This is a genomic window from Buchananella hordeovulneris (assembly GCF_001907235.1).
GTDB classification, from domain to species: Bacteria; Actinomycetota; Actinomycetes; order Actinomycetales; family Actinomycetaceae; genus Buchananella; species Buchananella hordeovulneris.
In genome coordinates, this window is the sequence record NZ_MQVS01000002.1 from 116,585 (window position 1) to 133,530 (window position 16,946).

The 16,946-nt window shown below is 65.9% G+C and carries 9 protein-coding genes; 5 read left to right on the forward strand and 4 right to left on the reverse strand.

Annotated elements, in window-relative coordinates; all coding sequences use genetic code 11:
• The first annotated feature begins 13 nt into the window (after positions 1-13).
• Both uvrB and BSZ40_RS02360 read left to right on the forward strand, forming a co-directional pair.
• On the forward strand, positions 14-2,107 hold the full coding sequence (gene uvrB, locus BSZ40_RS02355) for an excinuclease ABC subunit UvrB (RefSeq protein WP_073822947.1): 2,094 nt from the start codon (positions 14-16) through the stop codon (positions 2,105-2,107).
• A gap of 215 nt (positions 2,108-2,322) precedes the next feature.
• Complete coding sequence (locus BSZ40_RS02360; RefSeq protein WP_073822949.1) at positions 2,323-3,324, forward strand: TerC family protein; 1,002 nt, start codon at positions 2,323-2,325, stop codon at positions 3,322-3,324.
• 41 nt (positions 3,325-3,365) lie between these two features.
• Here the strand turns inward: BSZ40_RS02360 and BSZ40_RS02365 are convergent, their stop codons facing one another.
• From BSZ40_RS02365 to BSZ40_RS02380, 4 genes are all read right to left on the reverse strand, one after another.
• Positions 3,366-4,373, reverse strand: a complete 1,008-nt coding sequence (locus BSZ40_RS02365) for a bile acid:sodium symporter (RefSeq protein WP_073822951.1) — start codon at positions 4,371-4,373, stop codon at positions 3,366-3,368.
• Entirely contained in the window at positions 4,354-4,647 is a 294-nt protein-coding gene (locus BSZ40_RS02370; protein WP_073822953.1) for a YciI family protein, read from the reverse strand. Before BSZ40_RS02370 ends, BSZ40_RS02365 begins: the two co-directional genes overlap by 20 nt.
• A 145-nt stretch (positions 4,648-4,792) precedes the next feature.
• Entirely contained in the window at positions 4,793-7,582 is a 2,790-nt protein-coding gene (locus tag BSZ40_RS02375) for a cation-translocating P-type ATPase (RefSeq protein ID WP_073822955.1), read from the reverse strand.
• 55 nt (positions 7,583-7,637) lie between these two features.
• On the reverse strand, positions 7,638-8,423 hold the full coding sequence (locus BSZ40_RS02380; RefSeq protein ID WP_073822957.1) for a hypothetical protein: 786 nt from the start codon (positions 8,421-8,423) through the stop codon (positions 7,638-7,640).
• Between the two features lie 109 nt (positions 8,424-8,532).
• Between BSZ40_RS02380 and uvrA the strand changes: the two genes are divergently transcribed.
• From uvrA to BSZ40_RS02400, 3 genes are all read left to right on the forward strand, one after another.
• Positions 8,533-11,424 (forward strand): excinuclease ABC subunit UvrA, encoded by a 2,892-nt coding sequence (gene uvrA, locus BSZ40_RS02385; RefSeq protein WP_073822959.1) that lies wholly within the window; start codon positions 8,533-8,535, stop codon positions 11,422-11,424.
• A complete protein-coding gene (uvrC, locus tag BSZ40_RS02390) occupies positions 11,425-13,494 on the forward strand; it encodes an excinuclease ABC subunit UvrC (RefSeq protein ID WP_073822961.1) in 2,070 nt (689 codons plus the stop codon). It begins immediately after the preceding gene.
• A 706-nt stretch (positions 13,495-14,200) separates the two neighbouring features.
• Positions 14,201-16,924, forward strand: coding sequence for a cell wall-binding repeat-containing protein (locus tag BSZ40_RS02400; protein ID WP_073822965.1), 2,724 nt, complete (start codon positions 14,201-14,203; stop codon positions 16,922-16,924).
• Positions 16,925-16,946: the final 22 nt, after the last annotated feature.

Sequence of the window (16,946 nt, forward strand, 5' to 3'; positions counted from 1 at the left end):
GTAGGCTGGGCCCATGCGCCCAGAGCTAGACCTTCGCCGTAACGTTGCCCCGTTTAAAGTGGTGTCAGAGTTCTCCCCGTCCGGGGACCAACCCCAGGCCATTGCCGAGCTGGCGGAACGCATCAACGGTGGCGAGAGTGACGTCGTGCTGCTGGGGGCCACCGGCACGGGAAAGTCAGCCACCACCGCCTGGCTTATCGAAAAACTGGGCCGCCCCACCTTGGTGATGGCCCCCAACAAGACGCTCGCCGCGCAACTGGCAGCTGAGCTGCGGGAACTGTTGCCCAACAACGCGGTGGAGTACTTCGTTTCCTACTATGACTACTACCAACCAGAAGCGTACGTGCCTCAAACAGACACGTTCATCGAGAAAGACTCCTCCATCAACGATGAGGTGGAACGCTTGCGGCACTCCGCCACCAACTCTCTGTTGACGCGGCGGGACGTAGTGGTAGTGGCGTCCGTGTCCTGCATCTACGGGCTGGGCACCCCCGAGGAGTACGTCGAGCGCATGGTGCCGCTGCAGGTGGGGATGCAGCTAGACCGGGGCGATCTGCTGCGGCGCCTAGTGGAGATCCAATACACCCGCAACGACACCGCCTTCACTCGCGGTACCTTCCGGGTGCGGGGCGACACCATTGATGTCATCCCCGTCTACGAAGAAAACGCCGTCCGCATTGAGATGTTTGGCGACGAGATTGACGGCCTGGCCATTCTTCATCCCCTGACCGGTGACGTGCTGCGGACCGTCGACGAAGTCTTTCTCTTCCCGGCCTCCCACTACGTGGCGGGGGAGGAACGCATGGAAAAAGCCATCGCCAGCATCGAAAGCGAGTTGGCCGAGCGTCTTGCTGAACTGGAGTCCCAAAACAAGTTGCTGGAGGCCCAGCGGTTGCGCATGCGCACCACCTTCGACCTGGAGATGATGAAACAGGTCGGCACCTGTGCCGGGATCGAAAACTACTCCCGGCACATTGACGGGCGCGGCCCCGGCACCCCGCCGCATACCCTGCTGGACTATTTCCCCGATGACTTCCTGCTGGTCATCGACGAATCTCACGTCACCGTTCCCCAAATCGGGGCCATGTTCGAGGGAGACGCCTCGCGTAAACGCACCCTGGTGGACCACGGTTTCCGGCTCCCCAGCGCCCTGGACAATCGGCCCCTGAAATGGCCGGAGTTCGTGGAGCGCATCGGGCAGACCGTCTACCTGTCCGCCACCCCCGGTTCCTACGAGCTCGGGCGGGCCGACGGCGTCGTCGAACAGATCATCCGCCCGACCGGTCTGGTCGACCCGAAGGTCGTCGTCAAGCCCACCCAGGGGCAGATCGACGACCTGTTGGGGGAGATTCGCCAGCGGGTGGACAAGAACGAGCGGGTGCTGGTGACGACCCTGACCAAACGCATGGCCGAAGACCTCACCGAGTACTTCTTGGAGCGCGGAGTGAAGGTGGAATACCTCCACTCCGATGTGGATACCCTGCGCCGCGTGGAGTTGCTGCGCGAGTTGCGGTTGGGGACCTTTGACGTGCTGGTCGGCATCAACCTGCTCCGGGAGGGGCTGGATCTGCCAGAGGTCTCCCTCGTGGCCATTCTCGACGCCGACAAGCAAGGATTTTTGCGGTCAGCCACCTCGCTCATCCAGACCATCGGCCGGGCCGCCCGCAACGTCTCGGGCGAAGTGCACATGTACGCCGACGCCGTCACCCCCGCCATGGCGCAGGCCATCGACGAGACCGAGCGCCGCCGGGCAAAGCAAATCGCCTACAACCAGGCCCACGGCATCGATCCGCAACCGTTGCGCAAGAAGATCGCCGACGTCACCGACATGCTGGTGCGCGAAGACTTGGACACGCAGTCGCTGTTGGCGGGCGGCTATCGGGGCGCCGGGAAGGGGCCCGGCCGCCGCGAGAAGCAGGAGGCCACCATCTCGGTGCGGCAACGACTGGCGGGGGCCGCCAGCGACGACCTCGTTGGTCTCATCGAGGAACTCACGGAGCAGATGCACGCCGCCGCCGCCGAATTGCAGTTCGAGGTTGCTGCCCGCCTGCGCGACGAAGTAGCCGACCTGAAGAAGGAACTGCGCACCCTGCGGGCTGTCAACTAGGGCAAGTAGTCGATGCCACAGCACTGCTGCGACTGTGTGCGCCCCACGGATCGGGTGGGCCCCGTAGAATCGCCCAGTAGCCAGAAGGGGAGTACACCCATTAATCGCGGCGTCGTCATCACGGTGGACCGGCTCGTCCGGCCCCCGGTGCCGCAGCCCCACGCGGGCGGGAAGAGACCTCTGGTGTGTCGTATTCCCCTATATGAGGATTCTGTATGGATGTCCACTTTCTAGGCTGGCTGGTGCTCAGCGCCCTGATCCTGACCATGATCACCATCGACATCGTGGGGCACGTGCGCACCCCGCACGAACCGACGCTGAAGGAAGCGACCTGGTGGTCGGTGGCCTATATCGCGATGGCGGTGATCTTCGGTTTCATCGTCTGGGGGGTGTGGGGTGGCCAATTTGGTGCCGAGTACTTCGCCGGTTACATCACCGAAAAGGCACTCAGCGTCGATAACCTCTTCGTCTTCGTCATCATCATCTCCACGTTCCGGGTACCGCGGAAGTACCAGCAGGAGGTGCTGTTGGCGGGCATCGTCATCGCCTTGGTGCTGCGCCTGCTCTTCATTTTGGCCGGGGCAGCCTTGATCGAGAACTTTGCGTGGGTGTTCTATATCTTTGGTGGTTGGCTGCTGTGGACGGCCATTTCGCAGGCCCGGCAGGGCATTGAGGAACCCGGTGCACACGACGACGAGTACCGGCCCAACGGTTTTGTCCGCTTCGTTTCTCGGCTGTTGCCGGTAACGGACGGCTTTGTGGGCGGCAAACTCATTCACCGCCACCTCGGCAAGACCTTCATCACGCCGCTGCTGTTGTGCATCGTGGCCATTGGGACCGCGGACCTCATGTTCGCCGTCGATTCCATTCCCGCTATCTTCTCCCTGACGAAGGAACCCTATCTAGTGTTCGCGGCCAACGCGTTCTCCCTACTGGGGCTGCGCCAGCTGTACTTCCTCATCGACGGGCTGCTGGATCGCCTGGCCTTCCTGCACTACGGACTGGCCGCCATTCTCGGTTTCATTGGGGCCAAGCTGGTGCTACACGCCCTGCACGAGAACTCGGTGCCGTTCATCAATGGCGGCGAGCCGGTGCACCTGCTGCCCGAGCCCAGCACCTTGGTGTCGCTGCTGGTCATCGTGGTCATCTTGTTCGTTACCGTCGTGCTGTCCCTGGTGCACAACGCCCGGACTCGCCGACGCGAACTCGCGCAGTAGCGCAGTAGTAGTTGGGGTGGGGCGAGTGCGTCCCACCCCAACTACTGCCCGCCACCGGGAGGACTACTGGCCGCGACCGGTGGCGGGTGTGAGCCGAGACGGCGCGCCACCACCGCCTTGACCGCCAGTTGCAGCTGGTGAAAGACGACGACGGGCACCGTCACCGTGGCCAACACGGCGGGGGTAAAGAGCACCGCCGCCATCGGCAGGCCCGTGGCCAGCGACTTCGTCGAGCCGCACATCAGCAACGTAATGCGGTCGGCGCGCAGCAAACCTAGCCGGGCACCACCCCACCAGGTGACCGCCATGACGGGCACCAGCAGCACCAAGCACGCAGTCAGGAGCACGGCCAGCGTCAGGGGCGTGACCGTGCGCCAGGTGCCCGCCAGCGTAGCGGCAGAGATCGAGGCGTACACGATCAGTACGATCGTGCCCTGATCCCACAAGCGGGTCAGGCGGGGGCGGGCGCGCAGACGCTGCCCGATGAGCGGTTGGGCCAACTGGCCGCAGGCAAAGGGCACCAGGAGTTGCAGGCACACGGCCCAGAACTGCGCCAGGCCGACGGTGGCGTGAGCCCCCATCAACAAGGCCACCAGCAGGGGAGTGGCCACCACCCCGACTAAGGTAGAGACCGTGGCGGCCACCACGGCCCCGGCCACGTTGCCGCCCGCGATCGAGGTGAAGGTGACCGCTGACTGGACGGTCGATGGCAACAGTCCTAGGTACAGCACGCCAGCCGCGAACGCGCCGAGCCACGGCCCAGCTGCCGCGACCAAGGCCCACGCCAAAAGCGGGTAAAGCCCGAAGGTGACCGCCAGGCAGCTGGCCTGCAAAGGCAAATTCCGCAGGCCTGCCCACACCTCCCCGGTGCGCAGACGCGCCCCGTACAGCGCGAATAGCACGGCGATCGCGGCGGTGCGGGTGGTGGCGAGCGCTGCGGCGGCCTGCCCGCTGGCCGGGAGCGCCAGCCCCGCCCCGAGGGCGGCGAAGATGGCCGCGACGAACGGATCGAACAGGCTGCGTGGGCGGCTACCGGCCCGCGAGCTCACCAATGACCGGATTCCAGGCGCGGGCAGTGCGGTCGCTGATGAGACCTGCCGCGAAGAACGGGTCCGCCTCCAGCAGTTCCAGCGCCGCCGCTGGACTGTCGGCGACGAGCAGGAGCAGCGCCCGCGGCTCGCCCACCTCAAGCAGCGGGCCAGAGGCCAAGTTCTGCCCCTTGGCGGCCAGTTCACTTAGGAACGCGCGGTGCTGCGGCCGCAGCTCATCCAACTCGGTGGCGCGGGCGGCGTCGTACAGATACTCCACGGCGATGACGCTCATGAACTGCTCCTTTAACTCGATAGCGGACGGCCCCAGGCTAGTACCTGGTGGGCGGTGGCCAACACGACCGTGGTCCCGTCTGCCGGGGCCGATGGTTTTGGGGCCCCAGGCTGGCGTCGCCCAGGGCCCCAAAACCGGTGCGGAGCTAGGCGCGCTTGCCCGCCAGCTGGCGGCGCACCAACTTGCGGAGCTCAGCTGCCCACAACACCACGCTGGAGGCCGCGAGTGCCACGAGCCAATGCTTGAGGTCCAGCGAGGTGGTGCCGAAAGCGCGCTGGAGGAACGGCACTTCGACCACCGCGATCTGCAACACGAAGCCCAACACGATCGAACCCCACAGCCACGGCCCAGCGAAGAAACGATGGAAAGCGCTGGAGACATCCGAACGGGAGTTCAAAGCGTTGAACAGCTGCGCCAGCACCAGGGTGGTGAAGCCCGCGGTGCGGGCGGTGGCCAACGAATCGGTGCCCGCCAGCATCCCCCCGGGCAGGAAGAAGTCGACCACGAACAGAGTCGTCACCGCCATCACCAAGCCGTTGAAGATGATCGTGCCCCACATACCGATGTCGATAATGCGGTCCGTGAGCTTGCGGGGACGGCGCGCCATGACGTCGTCGGTCTCGGGGTCCACCCCCATCGCCAGGGCCGGGCCGGAGTCCGTCACCAGGTTGATCCAGAGGATTTGCGTGGCCAGCAGCGGCAGCACGACGTGACCGTCGTCGCTGCCCGCCAGGCCGATCCAGCCAGCGAAAATTACGCCGAGGAACACCGTGAGCACTTCGCCCATGTTGGAGGACAGCAAGTAACGGAGGAATTTACGGATGTTGTCGAAGATGACGCGGCCCTGCCGCACCGCCGAGACGATGGTGGCGAAGTTGTCGTCGGCCAGAATCATCTTGGCCGCCTCCTTCGTCACTTCCGTGCCGGTAATGCCCATCGCGATACCGATGTCGGCAGACTTCAGCGCGGGGGCGTCGTTGACGCCGTCGCCGGTCATCGCCACGATCGAACCGTCGTGCTGCATGGCGTCAATGAGCCGCAGCTTGTGCTCGGGAGCCACGCGGGCGAAAACGTGCACGTCGCGCGCGGCCTGGGCGAAGCCCTGCTCATCCAACGCATCTAGTTCCGCGCCCGTCAAGACCGGGGCGCCCGGCTCGCAAATGCCCAGTTCGGAGGCGATCCGCCCCGCGGTGATCGGGTGGTCGCCGGTGATCATGTTGACGGTGATGCCGGCGCGGTGCGCCTCGGCGACCGCCTGCACGGCCTCTTCCCGCGGCGGGTCGATGATGCCGGCGGTACCGAGATAAACGAGGCCTTCCTCTATCTCCTCCCCGGCTTCGGTCACGGTTACCGGCTTGTAAGCCAGGCCCATGGTGCGCAGCGCCTGCGCGGACAGCGACTCGACGGTGGCTTCGATCTCGGCGCGGCGCTTGTTGGTGAGCTCCAGCACGTTGCCGCCGACGAAAACGGCCGAGCAGCGGTCAAGCAGGACGTCCGGCCCGCCCTTAGACAGCAGATAGTTCTCTCCGTCTTCGGTGGAAGCGATCACGGACATGCGCTTGCGCTCCGAGGTGAAGGGCACCTCCCCGTGGCGCGCGAACCGGGCCGCCCCGGCTTCCGCTGCGGCCAGCTTGCGTACCGCCACCAGGAAGGCGGCCTCGGTTGGGTCGCCCTGAATCTCCCAGCCTGCGGCTTTTTGTTCCAGCTGTGCGTTGTTGGCCACTGCCCCGGCCGCGAGGGCGAAGACGGTTTCCTTTTCTGCGGCTTCAGGATCATCGGAGACGATGTCAACGCTACCGCTGGGCGTGTAACCGGTGCCCCCGAAGTCCACGCTGCCCGAGGCAGTCACCAGCTTGACCAGGGTCATCTCGTTGCGGGTGAGCGTGCCCGTCTTGTCGCTGCAGATGACGGAGGCCGAACCGAGGGTCTCCACACTGTGCAGTTGCTTGACGACGGCCTTGCGGGCCGCCATGCGACGCACCCCCATCGCCAGCACCACCGAGAGGATCGCCGGCAGGCCTTCGGGGACCGCCGCCACCGCGAGGGAAACCCCGAGCAGCAACACCGTCACCATGTCCTGGGCCGATCCGACGCCGTTTACCAACACGATGGTCAACATGACGATCAACGCGATCGAGATGACGGCCACGCCCAACATCTTGGATACGCCGTGCAGTTCCTTGGTGAGCGGTGTCTCCTCCGCCTCGACCTCGTCGAGCATGTGGGCGATCTTGCCCATCTCGGTTTGCATGCCGGTGCCGGTGACGACGGCGCGCCCCACGCCCTGCACCACTGCGGTGCCCTTGAACACCATGTTGGTGCGGTCGCCGAGCGGTACCTCGCCCTCCAGCTGTCCGACGGCCTTCTCGGCGGGCACGCTCTCCCCGGTCAATGCGGACTCGGTCACGCGCAGTGCGGTGGCCGACAGCAACCGTGCGTCCGCTCCAATGGAATCACCCTCGGCCAGCACCAGGATGTCGCCCCGCACCAGCTCCCGGGCAGGGATCGTCACCAGGCTGCCACCCCGCTGCACCGTGGACATGGCCTCGGTCATGTTGGCCAGGGCCGCCACAGCGTCGGCTGCCTTGGCTTCCTGGGCGAAGCCCAGTAGCGCGTTGAGCACCACGATCGCCAAGATGACGATGGGTTCTATCGGCCAGCCGTGGGCGCCCTCCAGCACCCAGGCCACGCTGGAGACAAGAACCGCCGCGAACAGGAGATAGACCAGGGGGTCCTTGAACTGGGCAGCCAAGGATTTCCACCACGGTACCGGGGGCTTACCCCGCAACTCGTTGGGGCCGTCGGCGGCGAGGCGCGCCGCGGCCTCGGCCTGCGTTAAGCCCGCCTGGGGGTTAGCCTGCACCGTCTGCAGCAGCTCGTCCTGGGCGGTGGTCGCCGCCTGCAAAGAGCTCAATGCGCTCGAAGTTAACGTCATGGCTCCCATTGTTACCGACTTAGGCGACGGATAACGTAACGACGCCCGCAGGTTTTTACGCCCCTGGCGTGGGGGAGGGGGAAGGAGCGGGAGTGGGGGTGGGGGCGGCCGGGCGATACTGTTGGGCAACTTCGAAGGCCGCAGACAGTAATTCGTGCTGCTGGCCCAGGTGTTCCCGGGCCGCTTTCACCTCGGTTGCCGTCAACGGCACGGGGGCCGTGGCCGCTTGTTGCGCCGGGGCCAACGCGCGTTCCAGGTTCTTTTGCGCCTGAGCGTTGGTTAGTGGGCCGGCAGCGAGCAGTTCCTCGGCGTTGTGGGTTAGGTTCAGCAGCCGCTGCGCCGCCTGCCGGTAATCCCGCTGCAGGGCCTTGAGTTCGAAGTTCACCAACTGCTTATCCAGGGACTCAATCTTGCTGGACAACGTGATGCTGTGTTCCCCGATCTGGGTCACCGTCAGATCCAGGGCCGCTAACTCCCGCCCCCCAGGCACGTAGGTCACCGCCGCTGGCTCCTTTTCTGCCTGCGCCAGGTGCTGGGCGTAGGTGTGGCGCGCGTCGGTGGTCACGGTGGTCAACAGGGCTAGGGCGCGGTCCATGTCATCAACGACCGGGCGGTGGGTGGGCAGGAAACCGCGCGTGTTGCGGGCGCGGCGCAGTGCCTGCTGTGCCTGCGAGCTAAGCTCGTCCGCTTCGGTCAGCGAAGTCAGCAACGCGGTCAGCGACGTACGCCAGGAACTACGCAGCTCGTCGCGGCGATGGTGCAGCACGGAAATGGTCACGCTAACCGTCATTATGAGGACGCACAGCGCTGCCACGAGCGGACGTAGCACCCGCTTGTCCACTGGCCGGACCTCCTCGCGTTACCAAACGCCCCAACTTTAGCCTTTAGTGGCCTGCGCGCGAACCACCAGTTCGCGGCCGGGAGACTGTTCCGCGCGGCGTTTCGAACAAATGTTTGCTTGCGCGCGGATTAGACTCGGCCAGGTGCATGACACGATCTCAGTGCGGGGCGCCCGCGAACACAACCTGCAGGGTGTTGACATTGACCTGCCGCGCAACAGTCTTGTCGTCTTTACGGGGCTGTCTGGTTCCGGCAAGTCCTCCCTCGCTTTTGACACGATCTTCGCCGAGGGGCAACGACGCTACGTAGAGTCCCTCTCGTCGTACGCCCGCCAGTTTCTGGGGCGCATGGACAAGCCCGACGTCGACTTCATTGAAGGCCTGTCCCCGGCCGTATCCATCGACCAGAAATCAACCTCCCGCAACCCGCGCTCCACCGTCGGGACCATCACCGAGGTGCACGACTACCTGCGGCTGCTATTTGCCCGGGCAGGCACCGCCTATTGTCCGCAGTGCGGCGAGCGTATTACCGCGCAGACACCGCAACAGATCGTCGACCGCCTGCTGTCGCAGGCCGAGGGGACCCGGTTTCAGGTGCTGGCACCCGTGGTGCGCGGACGCAAGGGAGAATACGCCGAGCTGTTTGCCGACCTGCAGGCTCGAGGATTCGCGCGGGCCATCGTTGACGGGGAGATGGTGCGCCTCGACGCCCCCCCAACCCTGGAAAAGAAACTCAAGCACACGATCGATGTGGTGGTTGACCGGTTGGCGGTGCGCGACGGCATCCGCCAGCGGCTGACGGACTCAGTGGAAACCGCCCTGGAACTTGCCGAAGGGCTGGTGGTGGCAGACTTCGTCGATCGGGACGCCGACGACCCTGAGCGTTCCCGGCGGTTCTCCGAGACCCGGGCCTGCCCAAACGATCACCCTTTGACGCTGGTGGAGATAGAACCACGCACCTTTTCCTTCAATGCCCCCTACGGGGCCTGCCCGGAGTGCTCCGGCATCGGCGCCAAACTGGAAGTCGATCCGACCCTGCTGGTCCCCGACGAGGACCTCAGCGTGGAGGAGGGAGCTATCTCCGTGTGGCGCGGCTACCCCGAGTACTTCCTGCGCGGCGCCCGGGAAGTTGCCGAGGCCGAAGGGTTCTCCTTGGACACCCCGTGGCGCGACCTGGCGGCGAAGGCCAAGAAGTTGCTGCTGTACGGCAAAGACATGAAGGTGCGTCACACCTACCGTAATCGGTGGGGACGCGAACGCTCCTACGTCACCGGTTTTGAGGGGGCGGCCTCGTTCGTGGCGCGCAAGCACGCGGAGACCGAGTCCGACTCACAGCGCGAACAGTACGAGGGCTTCATGCGGGAGGTGCCGTGCGTGGTCTGTGAGGGGGCCCGGCTCCGGCCTGAGGTGCTCGCGGTGCGGGTGGGGGAACTCAATATTGCCGAGGTTTCCAACTTATCGATCGTCGAGGCGCGCCGCTACCTGCAGCAAGTCGAGCTGGGGGAACGTGAGCGGGCCATCGCCGCCCAGATATTTACAGAGATCGACGCCCGTTTGGGATTCCTTGAGGATGTCGGGCTTACCTACCTGACCCTGGCGCGGGCGGCGGGCACCCTGTCTGGCGGTGAGGCCCAGCGCATCCGGTTGGCGACCCAGATCGGGGCGGGGCTCGTCGGTGTTTTGTACGTGCTCGACGAACCCAGCATCGGCCTGCATCAACGGGATAATCATCGATTGATCGAGACCTTGACCCGGCTGCGGGACCTCGGCAACACCCTCATTGTGGTGGAGCACGACGAAGACACCATTCGCACTGCGGACTGGGTGGTCGACATCGGTCCCGGGGCGGGGGAGCACGGCGGGCGCGTGGTGCATTCGGGCAAGCTGCCCGCCCTACTGGAAAATCCCGCGAGTTTGACCGGCGCTTATCTGGCTGGCCGCAAAGAGATTCCGATCCCCACCACCCGGCGCCCGTTCGCACCCGACCGCAAACTCACGGTCGTTGGGGCGCGCGAGAACAACCTGCAGGATGTCACCGTGCAGTTTCCCCTCTCGACGCTGACGGCGGTGACCGGGGTCTCCGGCTCCGGCAAATCCTCCCTCGTCAACGGAGTGCTCTACAAGGTGCTGGCGCAGCGCCTGAACAAGGCGCGGGGCGTGCCGGGGCGGCATAAACGAGTCGATGGGTTGGGGCTGCTTGACAAGGTCGTTCACGTCGACCAGTCGCCAATTGGCCGCACCCCCCGTTCGAACCCAGCCACCTACACCGGCGTCTGGGACCACGTGCGCAAACTTTTCGCCACCACCACGGAGGCCAAGATTCGCGGCTACAAACCCGGGCGCTTCTCGTTCAACGTCAAGGGTGGGCGCTGCGAATCTTGCAAGGGGGACGGCACGTTGAAGATCGAAATGAACTTCCTGCCCGACGTCTACGTGCCGTGCGAGGTCTGCCACGGCGCCCGCTACAACCGGGAAACCTTGGAGGTCCACTACAAGGGCAAGACCGTGGCCGACGTCCTCGACATGCCGATCGAGGAGGCGGCCGAGTTCTTCCGCGCCCACCCCGCTATCACCCGCCACCTGCAGACCCTGGTGGACGTCGGGCTCGGCTACGTGCGCCTCGGCCAGGCCGCCACCACGTTGTCGGGGGGAGAGGCCCAACGCGTCAAGCTGGCCAGTGAGCTGCAAAAGCGCTCCACCGGGCGGACGGTCTATGTTCTAGACGAGCCCACTACCGGCCTGCACTTGGAGGATATCGCCAAGCTGCTGCGGGTGCTGCAAACCCTGGTTGATAAGGGAAATACCGTCATCGTCATTGAACACAACCTGGACGTCATCGCCAACGCCGACTGGATCATCGACATGGGGCCGGAGGGCGGCGCCGGTGGGGGACGCGTGATCGCCCAGGGCACACCGGAAGCGGTGGCGGTAACCCCCGGCAGCCACACCGGTCACTTCCTGCGGGAACTGCTAACCGCCCGCGGGCGCAGCTTGGAGGAGTAGGTGGCCGACCCGTCAACCTACCGCCCTGCGCCCGGCACCATCCCGACCAGTCCCGGCGTCTACCGGTTCTTAGACGCGCAACGCCGGGTCATTTACGTCGGCAAGGCGAAGAATCTGCGGGCCCGGCTGGCAAACTATTTTCAGGACCTGGCGGGCCTGCCCGCCCGCACCCAGCAGATGGTCACCACCGCCGCCGCGGTCGAGTGGACGGTGGTGGCCACCGAGGTGGAGGCCCTGACGCTGGAATACGCGTGGATTAAGGAATTCGATCCCCGTTTCAACGTCATGTATAAGGACGACAAGTCCTATCCCTACCTCGCTGTGACTCTCGAAGAGGACTATCCCCGCGTGCAGGTTATGCGGGGAGCGCGGCGTAGCGGGGTGCGGTACTTCGGTCCTTACACGCACGCGTGGGCCATCCGCCAAACGGTGGACACCCTGCTGCGGATTTTTCCGATGCGCTCGTGCTCGGCTGGGGTTTTTCGGCGGGCGTCCGCCGCTGGCCGCCCCTGTCTGTTGGGTTACCTAGACAAGTGTGCCGCTCCCTGCGTGGGACGCATCAGCCAGAGTGCCCACCGTCAGCTTGCCGAGGATCTGTGCGACTTCATGGCGGGGCGCACCGGACGGGTGATAGCTGAGCTGCGCTCGCAAATGCAGGCGGCCGCAGCGGCCCTGGATTATGAACAGGCGGCCCGGCTGCGCGACAACCTGGCGGCCATCGACCGGGTGTTGGAGGCCAACGCCGTCGTGCTGCCGGACGCGACCGATGCCGACGTTTTTGCGTTGGCCCGCGACGAGCTGGAGGCCGCCGTACAGGTGTTCCACGTGCGGGGCGGCCGCATCCGGGGACAGCGCGGCTGGGTGGTGGAACTGGTGGAGGAGCTGGAGGATGCCGAGCTGATCGCCAAGTTGCTGACCCAGGTCTACGGGGCGGCCGCCGACTACGCGGCAGCCGCCAGTCCAACCCCCACGGACCAGGACATGTCCGCGACCGGGCGGGCCCGCCGCGGCCGGGCCGGGAAGCAAGGGGCCGCCAGCGTCGACGACGTCGACCACAGCGCGGCGGGGGCAATTCCGCGCGAGGTGCTGGTTCCTTGCCTGCCAACAGACCACGAACAGGTCACCGCGTGGCTGCGCCAGTTGCGCGGTGGGCAGGTGGCGGTGCGGGTGCCGCAGCGGGGGGACAAAAAAGAGTTGGCAGCCCGGGTGCACGCCAATGCGGAGCAAGCTTTGACGTTGCACCGCGCCAAACGCGCCGGGGATTTAACGGTGCGGGCACAGGCCTTATCCGATCTCGCAGATTTTCTGGACCTGACGCAGGCCCCGCTGCGGATCGAGTGTTTCGATGTTTCGCACACGCAGGGCACGCACCAGGTGGCCTCAATGGTGGTGTTCGAGGATGGTGTGCCCAAGAAATCCGCCTATCGTTCCTTCGTAATCCGCGGCCAGGACGGGGCGGGGGCCCGCGATGACACGGCGGCCATGGGGGAGGTGCTGCGGCGGCGCTTACGGCGCTTGCAGGCGGAGGAGCGGGGAGAAACGGGGGAGGACGACGACGGTGTGGCCCTGGTGTCCGGTCCGCTCGATCCAAACACCGGGCAACCGCGGCGTTTCGCCTACCGGCCGGACCTGCTGGTGGTGGACGGGGGGCTGCCGCAGGTCAATGCGGCTCAGCGAGTGCTCGACGAGCTGGGAATTAGCGACCTGCAAGTGGTGGGGTTAGCCAAACGTTTGGAGGAGGTGTGGGTGCCGGGGGAGGATTTCCCGCTGGTGCTGCCGCGCACGAGCCCAGCTCTCCACCTGCTGCAAGCGGTGCGGGACGAGTCGCACCGCTTCGCTATCCAGGCACACCGAAAGAAACGGTCGCGGGCGATGACCCGCTCTCGCCTGGACGAGATCAGCGGCCTGGGGCCCGCCCGGCAGGCGGCCCTGCTGAAAAAGTTCGGCTCTTTGGCGGGCATTAGGGCCGCCAGTGCACAGGAACTAGCGCAGGTGCCGGGGATTGGTCCGGCGCTCGCTGCCACGATTCGTGCCGCGTTGCAGGAAGCGGTCGAAGGACCGAGAAATTGAGCGACTGTGAGGAAAGTAATTACCTAATTATTTAAGTCGCAAATGACACGTTTTAGCGAGGAAGACCGCCAATAGGCTCCTGGCATCGTGGCCGCCGAGGCTGACAGCCTGCTGGTGGATTTTTCCTTAACCACCCCGCAGACGGCCGCCCCACAGCTGGCGGAGGTGATTGGCAGGCAGCGGAGCCGCGACCGGGCCGTCTTGGGGGTCTTCCGGGTCTGCTACCGCGGCACTGGGTGCCTGAACCAATACCGGGAAATTTGGCTCCCGCCGGGCTGGCAGGTGCAGGAGTTTCACCGCCCCGCTGGTGCGCGCCTACAACGGTGGAATCGTCGTGACCCTCTGCGCGCGCGGGCGGGCGTGACTGGAACGCTAGGGATGTCTACATAGTTGGTGTACCGGGCGCCCTGCCTGACAAGCAGGTCTCTGTGCACGTGCGCTGAGGCGGGTGGGGCCCGGACCTGGTCCGGGCCCCACCAGATTCTTGCCGTGGCTCCCTCCTGTGATTTTTCTTTTCGGCCACTCCAAATTTGTGTCGCTTCGTGTCGTTTCGGGTTACTGGCGGCGCAAGCGGGGCGCTGGCGCGCGCTCTGGTGGTGTTTTTGGGCGGAAAGGGCGCAAAAAGGGCAAGAAAGTCCCCTATCGTTTGCGGTGCGGACCGGCGGGGTGCCGACGGATCCGCGGAGCATCCCTTGAAAGGAACACGATGAAACGCAGACACGTCACGTTGGCAGTGGCGGTCACCCTGGCCGGTAGTGCGGTATTAGTGCCGAGCGTCGGGTATGCGGCCCCGGCGGGGGCACCGCTAGCAGTGACAGACACCGAGCTGTTGGAGCCAGCCGATGACGCACCGGTAGCCGACTTAGACCTGGAATATGCCCCGAATTACTCCACACTCATCGGCACTGGACCCGAGGTCGAAGAGATTAACGCCGGGCTCCTCGAGCTGTTGGATCCAACCGCGGCGGCCACAGTGAGCCCGCAGGAGGATGTCAGCCCGTCCCCCACGGACAGCGCCTCACCCTCCCTGCCGGAGCCGCCCACGGAGGCCGAAAGTCCGCTGCCCGCTCCCGCGGACGAGCCGACGCCCGAGACCGAACCTCCGGCCGCACCGAACCAGAGCGTCGAGCCGACGCCCACCCCGGCACCAACTGCCCCCGAGGCACAGGAGGACAGCGGCATCCCGGTGGAACCGAGCGCCGCACCGGAAGCGACCGAGCTGCCTGCCACCGCGGACGGGGAAGCTGCGCTAGAGGAAGAGCAGGCACCTGCCGCGGACCTGCCGAGCCCACTCCCGACCCCCAGCACCGAGCCGCCGGTCTCGGAACCGACCCCGGGGGAGCCACCCGCCGCCCCGGCACTGCCGTCGGACACCGACGTGCCCACTCCGGCGCCTGCCGCGCCGGCGGAACCGACTGCGCCGCCGGCGGACGAGACCTTGCCCCCGCGCGCGGAGCCTACCGAGGACAGCGACGAGCTGCCGCTGCCACCGCCGCCGAGCGCAGAGCCCCTCATTCTGCAGCCCGCCCCGAATGACTTCCGCCACCAGGGGGCCGCTTTCATCGCCATCGGAAACGACAGAATGTGCACCGGCGTGCTGATTCGCTCGAACTGGGTGCTCACGGCCCGCCACTGTCTCACCAACCGGCAGGACGCAGTCGGTGCCGCCACCTCGTTCCCGAACCGGGACCTGGCGGTCGTCTTCGAGCAGCGGATCTCCAGAAATAGCAAACCCATCGGCGTGAAGCGGCAAATCCTGGACACCTATTCCGACCTGGCGCTGCTGGAACTGTCCCGGCCCGCAATCGGCGTGCCGATCTATTCAATCGCGGCGCGTAATCCGGCGCGCACCGACAACGTGACGCAGGTTGGCTACGGCTGGGATCGCCGCAGTGACACCACCGCCGTGCGCCGCTCGGCCAGCAAACGCATCACTGGGCAAAGCACCCTGCCCATCTTGTGCGGCCAGCGACTGACCACTATGGGGGGCAGCACCTGGGCAGTGCCCGGAGACTCCGGTGGGCCGGTCTTCAACAGTGCTGGCGAAGTAGTAGGCATTGTGTCGGCGGTCTCTAACATTGCAGCGACCGATGGCCGCAATTACCTGACGCTCAGTCGGGACGGTGCGGGCGAGGAATACTTGGTGCCGCGCGAAGTCGTTGCCTCCTTTGTGAATCGGCACCTAGGTTCCCGGCTCCCGGGCGGGGTAACCAACACCTACTGCCCGACGGCTGCCAACCAGCCGCAGGCTTACTTCCAGGTGTTCACCCACTCCACCGACGCCGCTTTCTCGCGGCTGGCCTACCTCAGCGGCAAAAACATTTACGCGCCCGGCTGGCAGCGTTCTTCCCTGCGCCAACCCCTCTTCTCGTCCTCGCGGATGTGCCGCGCCAATGGGTGCGCCACCGTGCAGACGGCTGTGGTCTTCCCCAGCGGGTGGCGGCAGGTCGATTTCCACCAGACCTACATGAACCACACCTTCCGCCACGTGCCGCAGTACCCGACGGCCGTGGGCGCGGGCGATAGTGCCCGGCCGTGGCCAGGCACCCCGATTAACAAGCCGGCGATCGCTCGCTACGCCGGCCGCGACCGGGTGCGGACCGCCGCCGACGTCTACACCCGGGCGGGCTTCACCGGCGACACCGCCGTCTTGGTCTCCGGGAGCAATTTTGCTGATTCCACGGTGGCCGGTCCGCTGGCGGCCGCTTACCGCAACGGCTTGTTGGTGACGGTTTCTCGCGATCAGTTGGAGCCCACCGTGCTGGCGGCGTTGCAGCAACGGCGGACGCGGGCGGTGGTGATCGTGGGTGGCTACGGTTCCGTCTCGCGGGCCAAGGAGAACCAACTGCGGGCCAAGGGCTACCGGGTCACGCGCGTGGCCGGTAAGTCGCGGGTCCAGACCGCCCAACAGGTCGCTTCGCAGCTGAAGAGCCGGGGTTGGAACCGGGTGGTGCTCTACGCCGACGGCACCAGTTTCCCCGACACGTTGGCGGCCGGGGCGGCCGCGGCCGCCAACGGGGGCTTTGTCCTGCTGACCTCTGGCCCGCGTGTGGATCGGGCCACCCTAAATATGGGGCAGGGGGTGTCCGGTCAGTACGCCATCGGCGGCAAGGCGGCCGCGGCGGTGAGCTCGCACACCAGCGCCAAGGTCATCGTCGGCGGTAACCGTTACGAGACCTCGGTCTTGGTGGCCCAGGCCCTGGGGGGCCGGGGCGGGGTAGTGGCTGCTTCTGGCGCTAACTTCCCCGACGCCCTGACCGCCGGGGCCTTGGCGCCTCACCTGCGCTCGTCGCTGATCCTGGTGCCCCCGCAGGGACAGCGGCAGGATCTCCGGTTCGGTGGCCTGCGTAATTTCGATCCCGCACGTGTGTGGGTGGTCGGGGGGCAAGGCGCTCTGTCCGATCAGCAGCTGCGACGGCACCTGCGCTAAGTAGCCCTGCTGGATAGCTGTT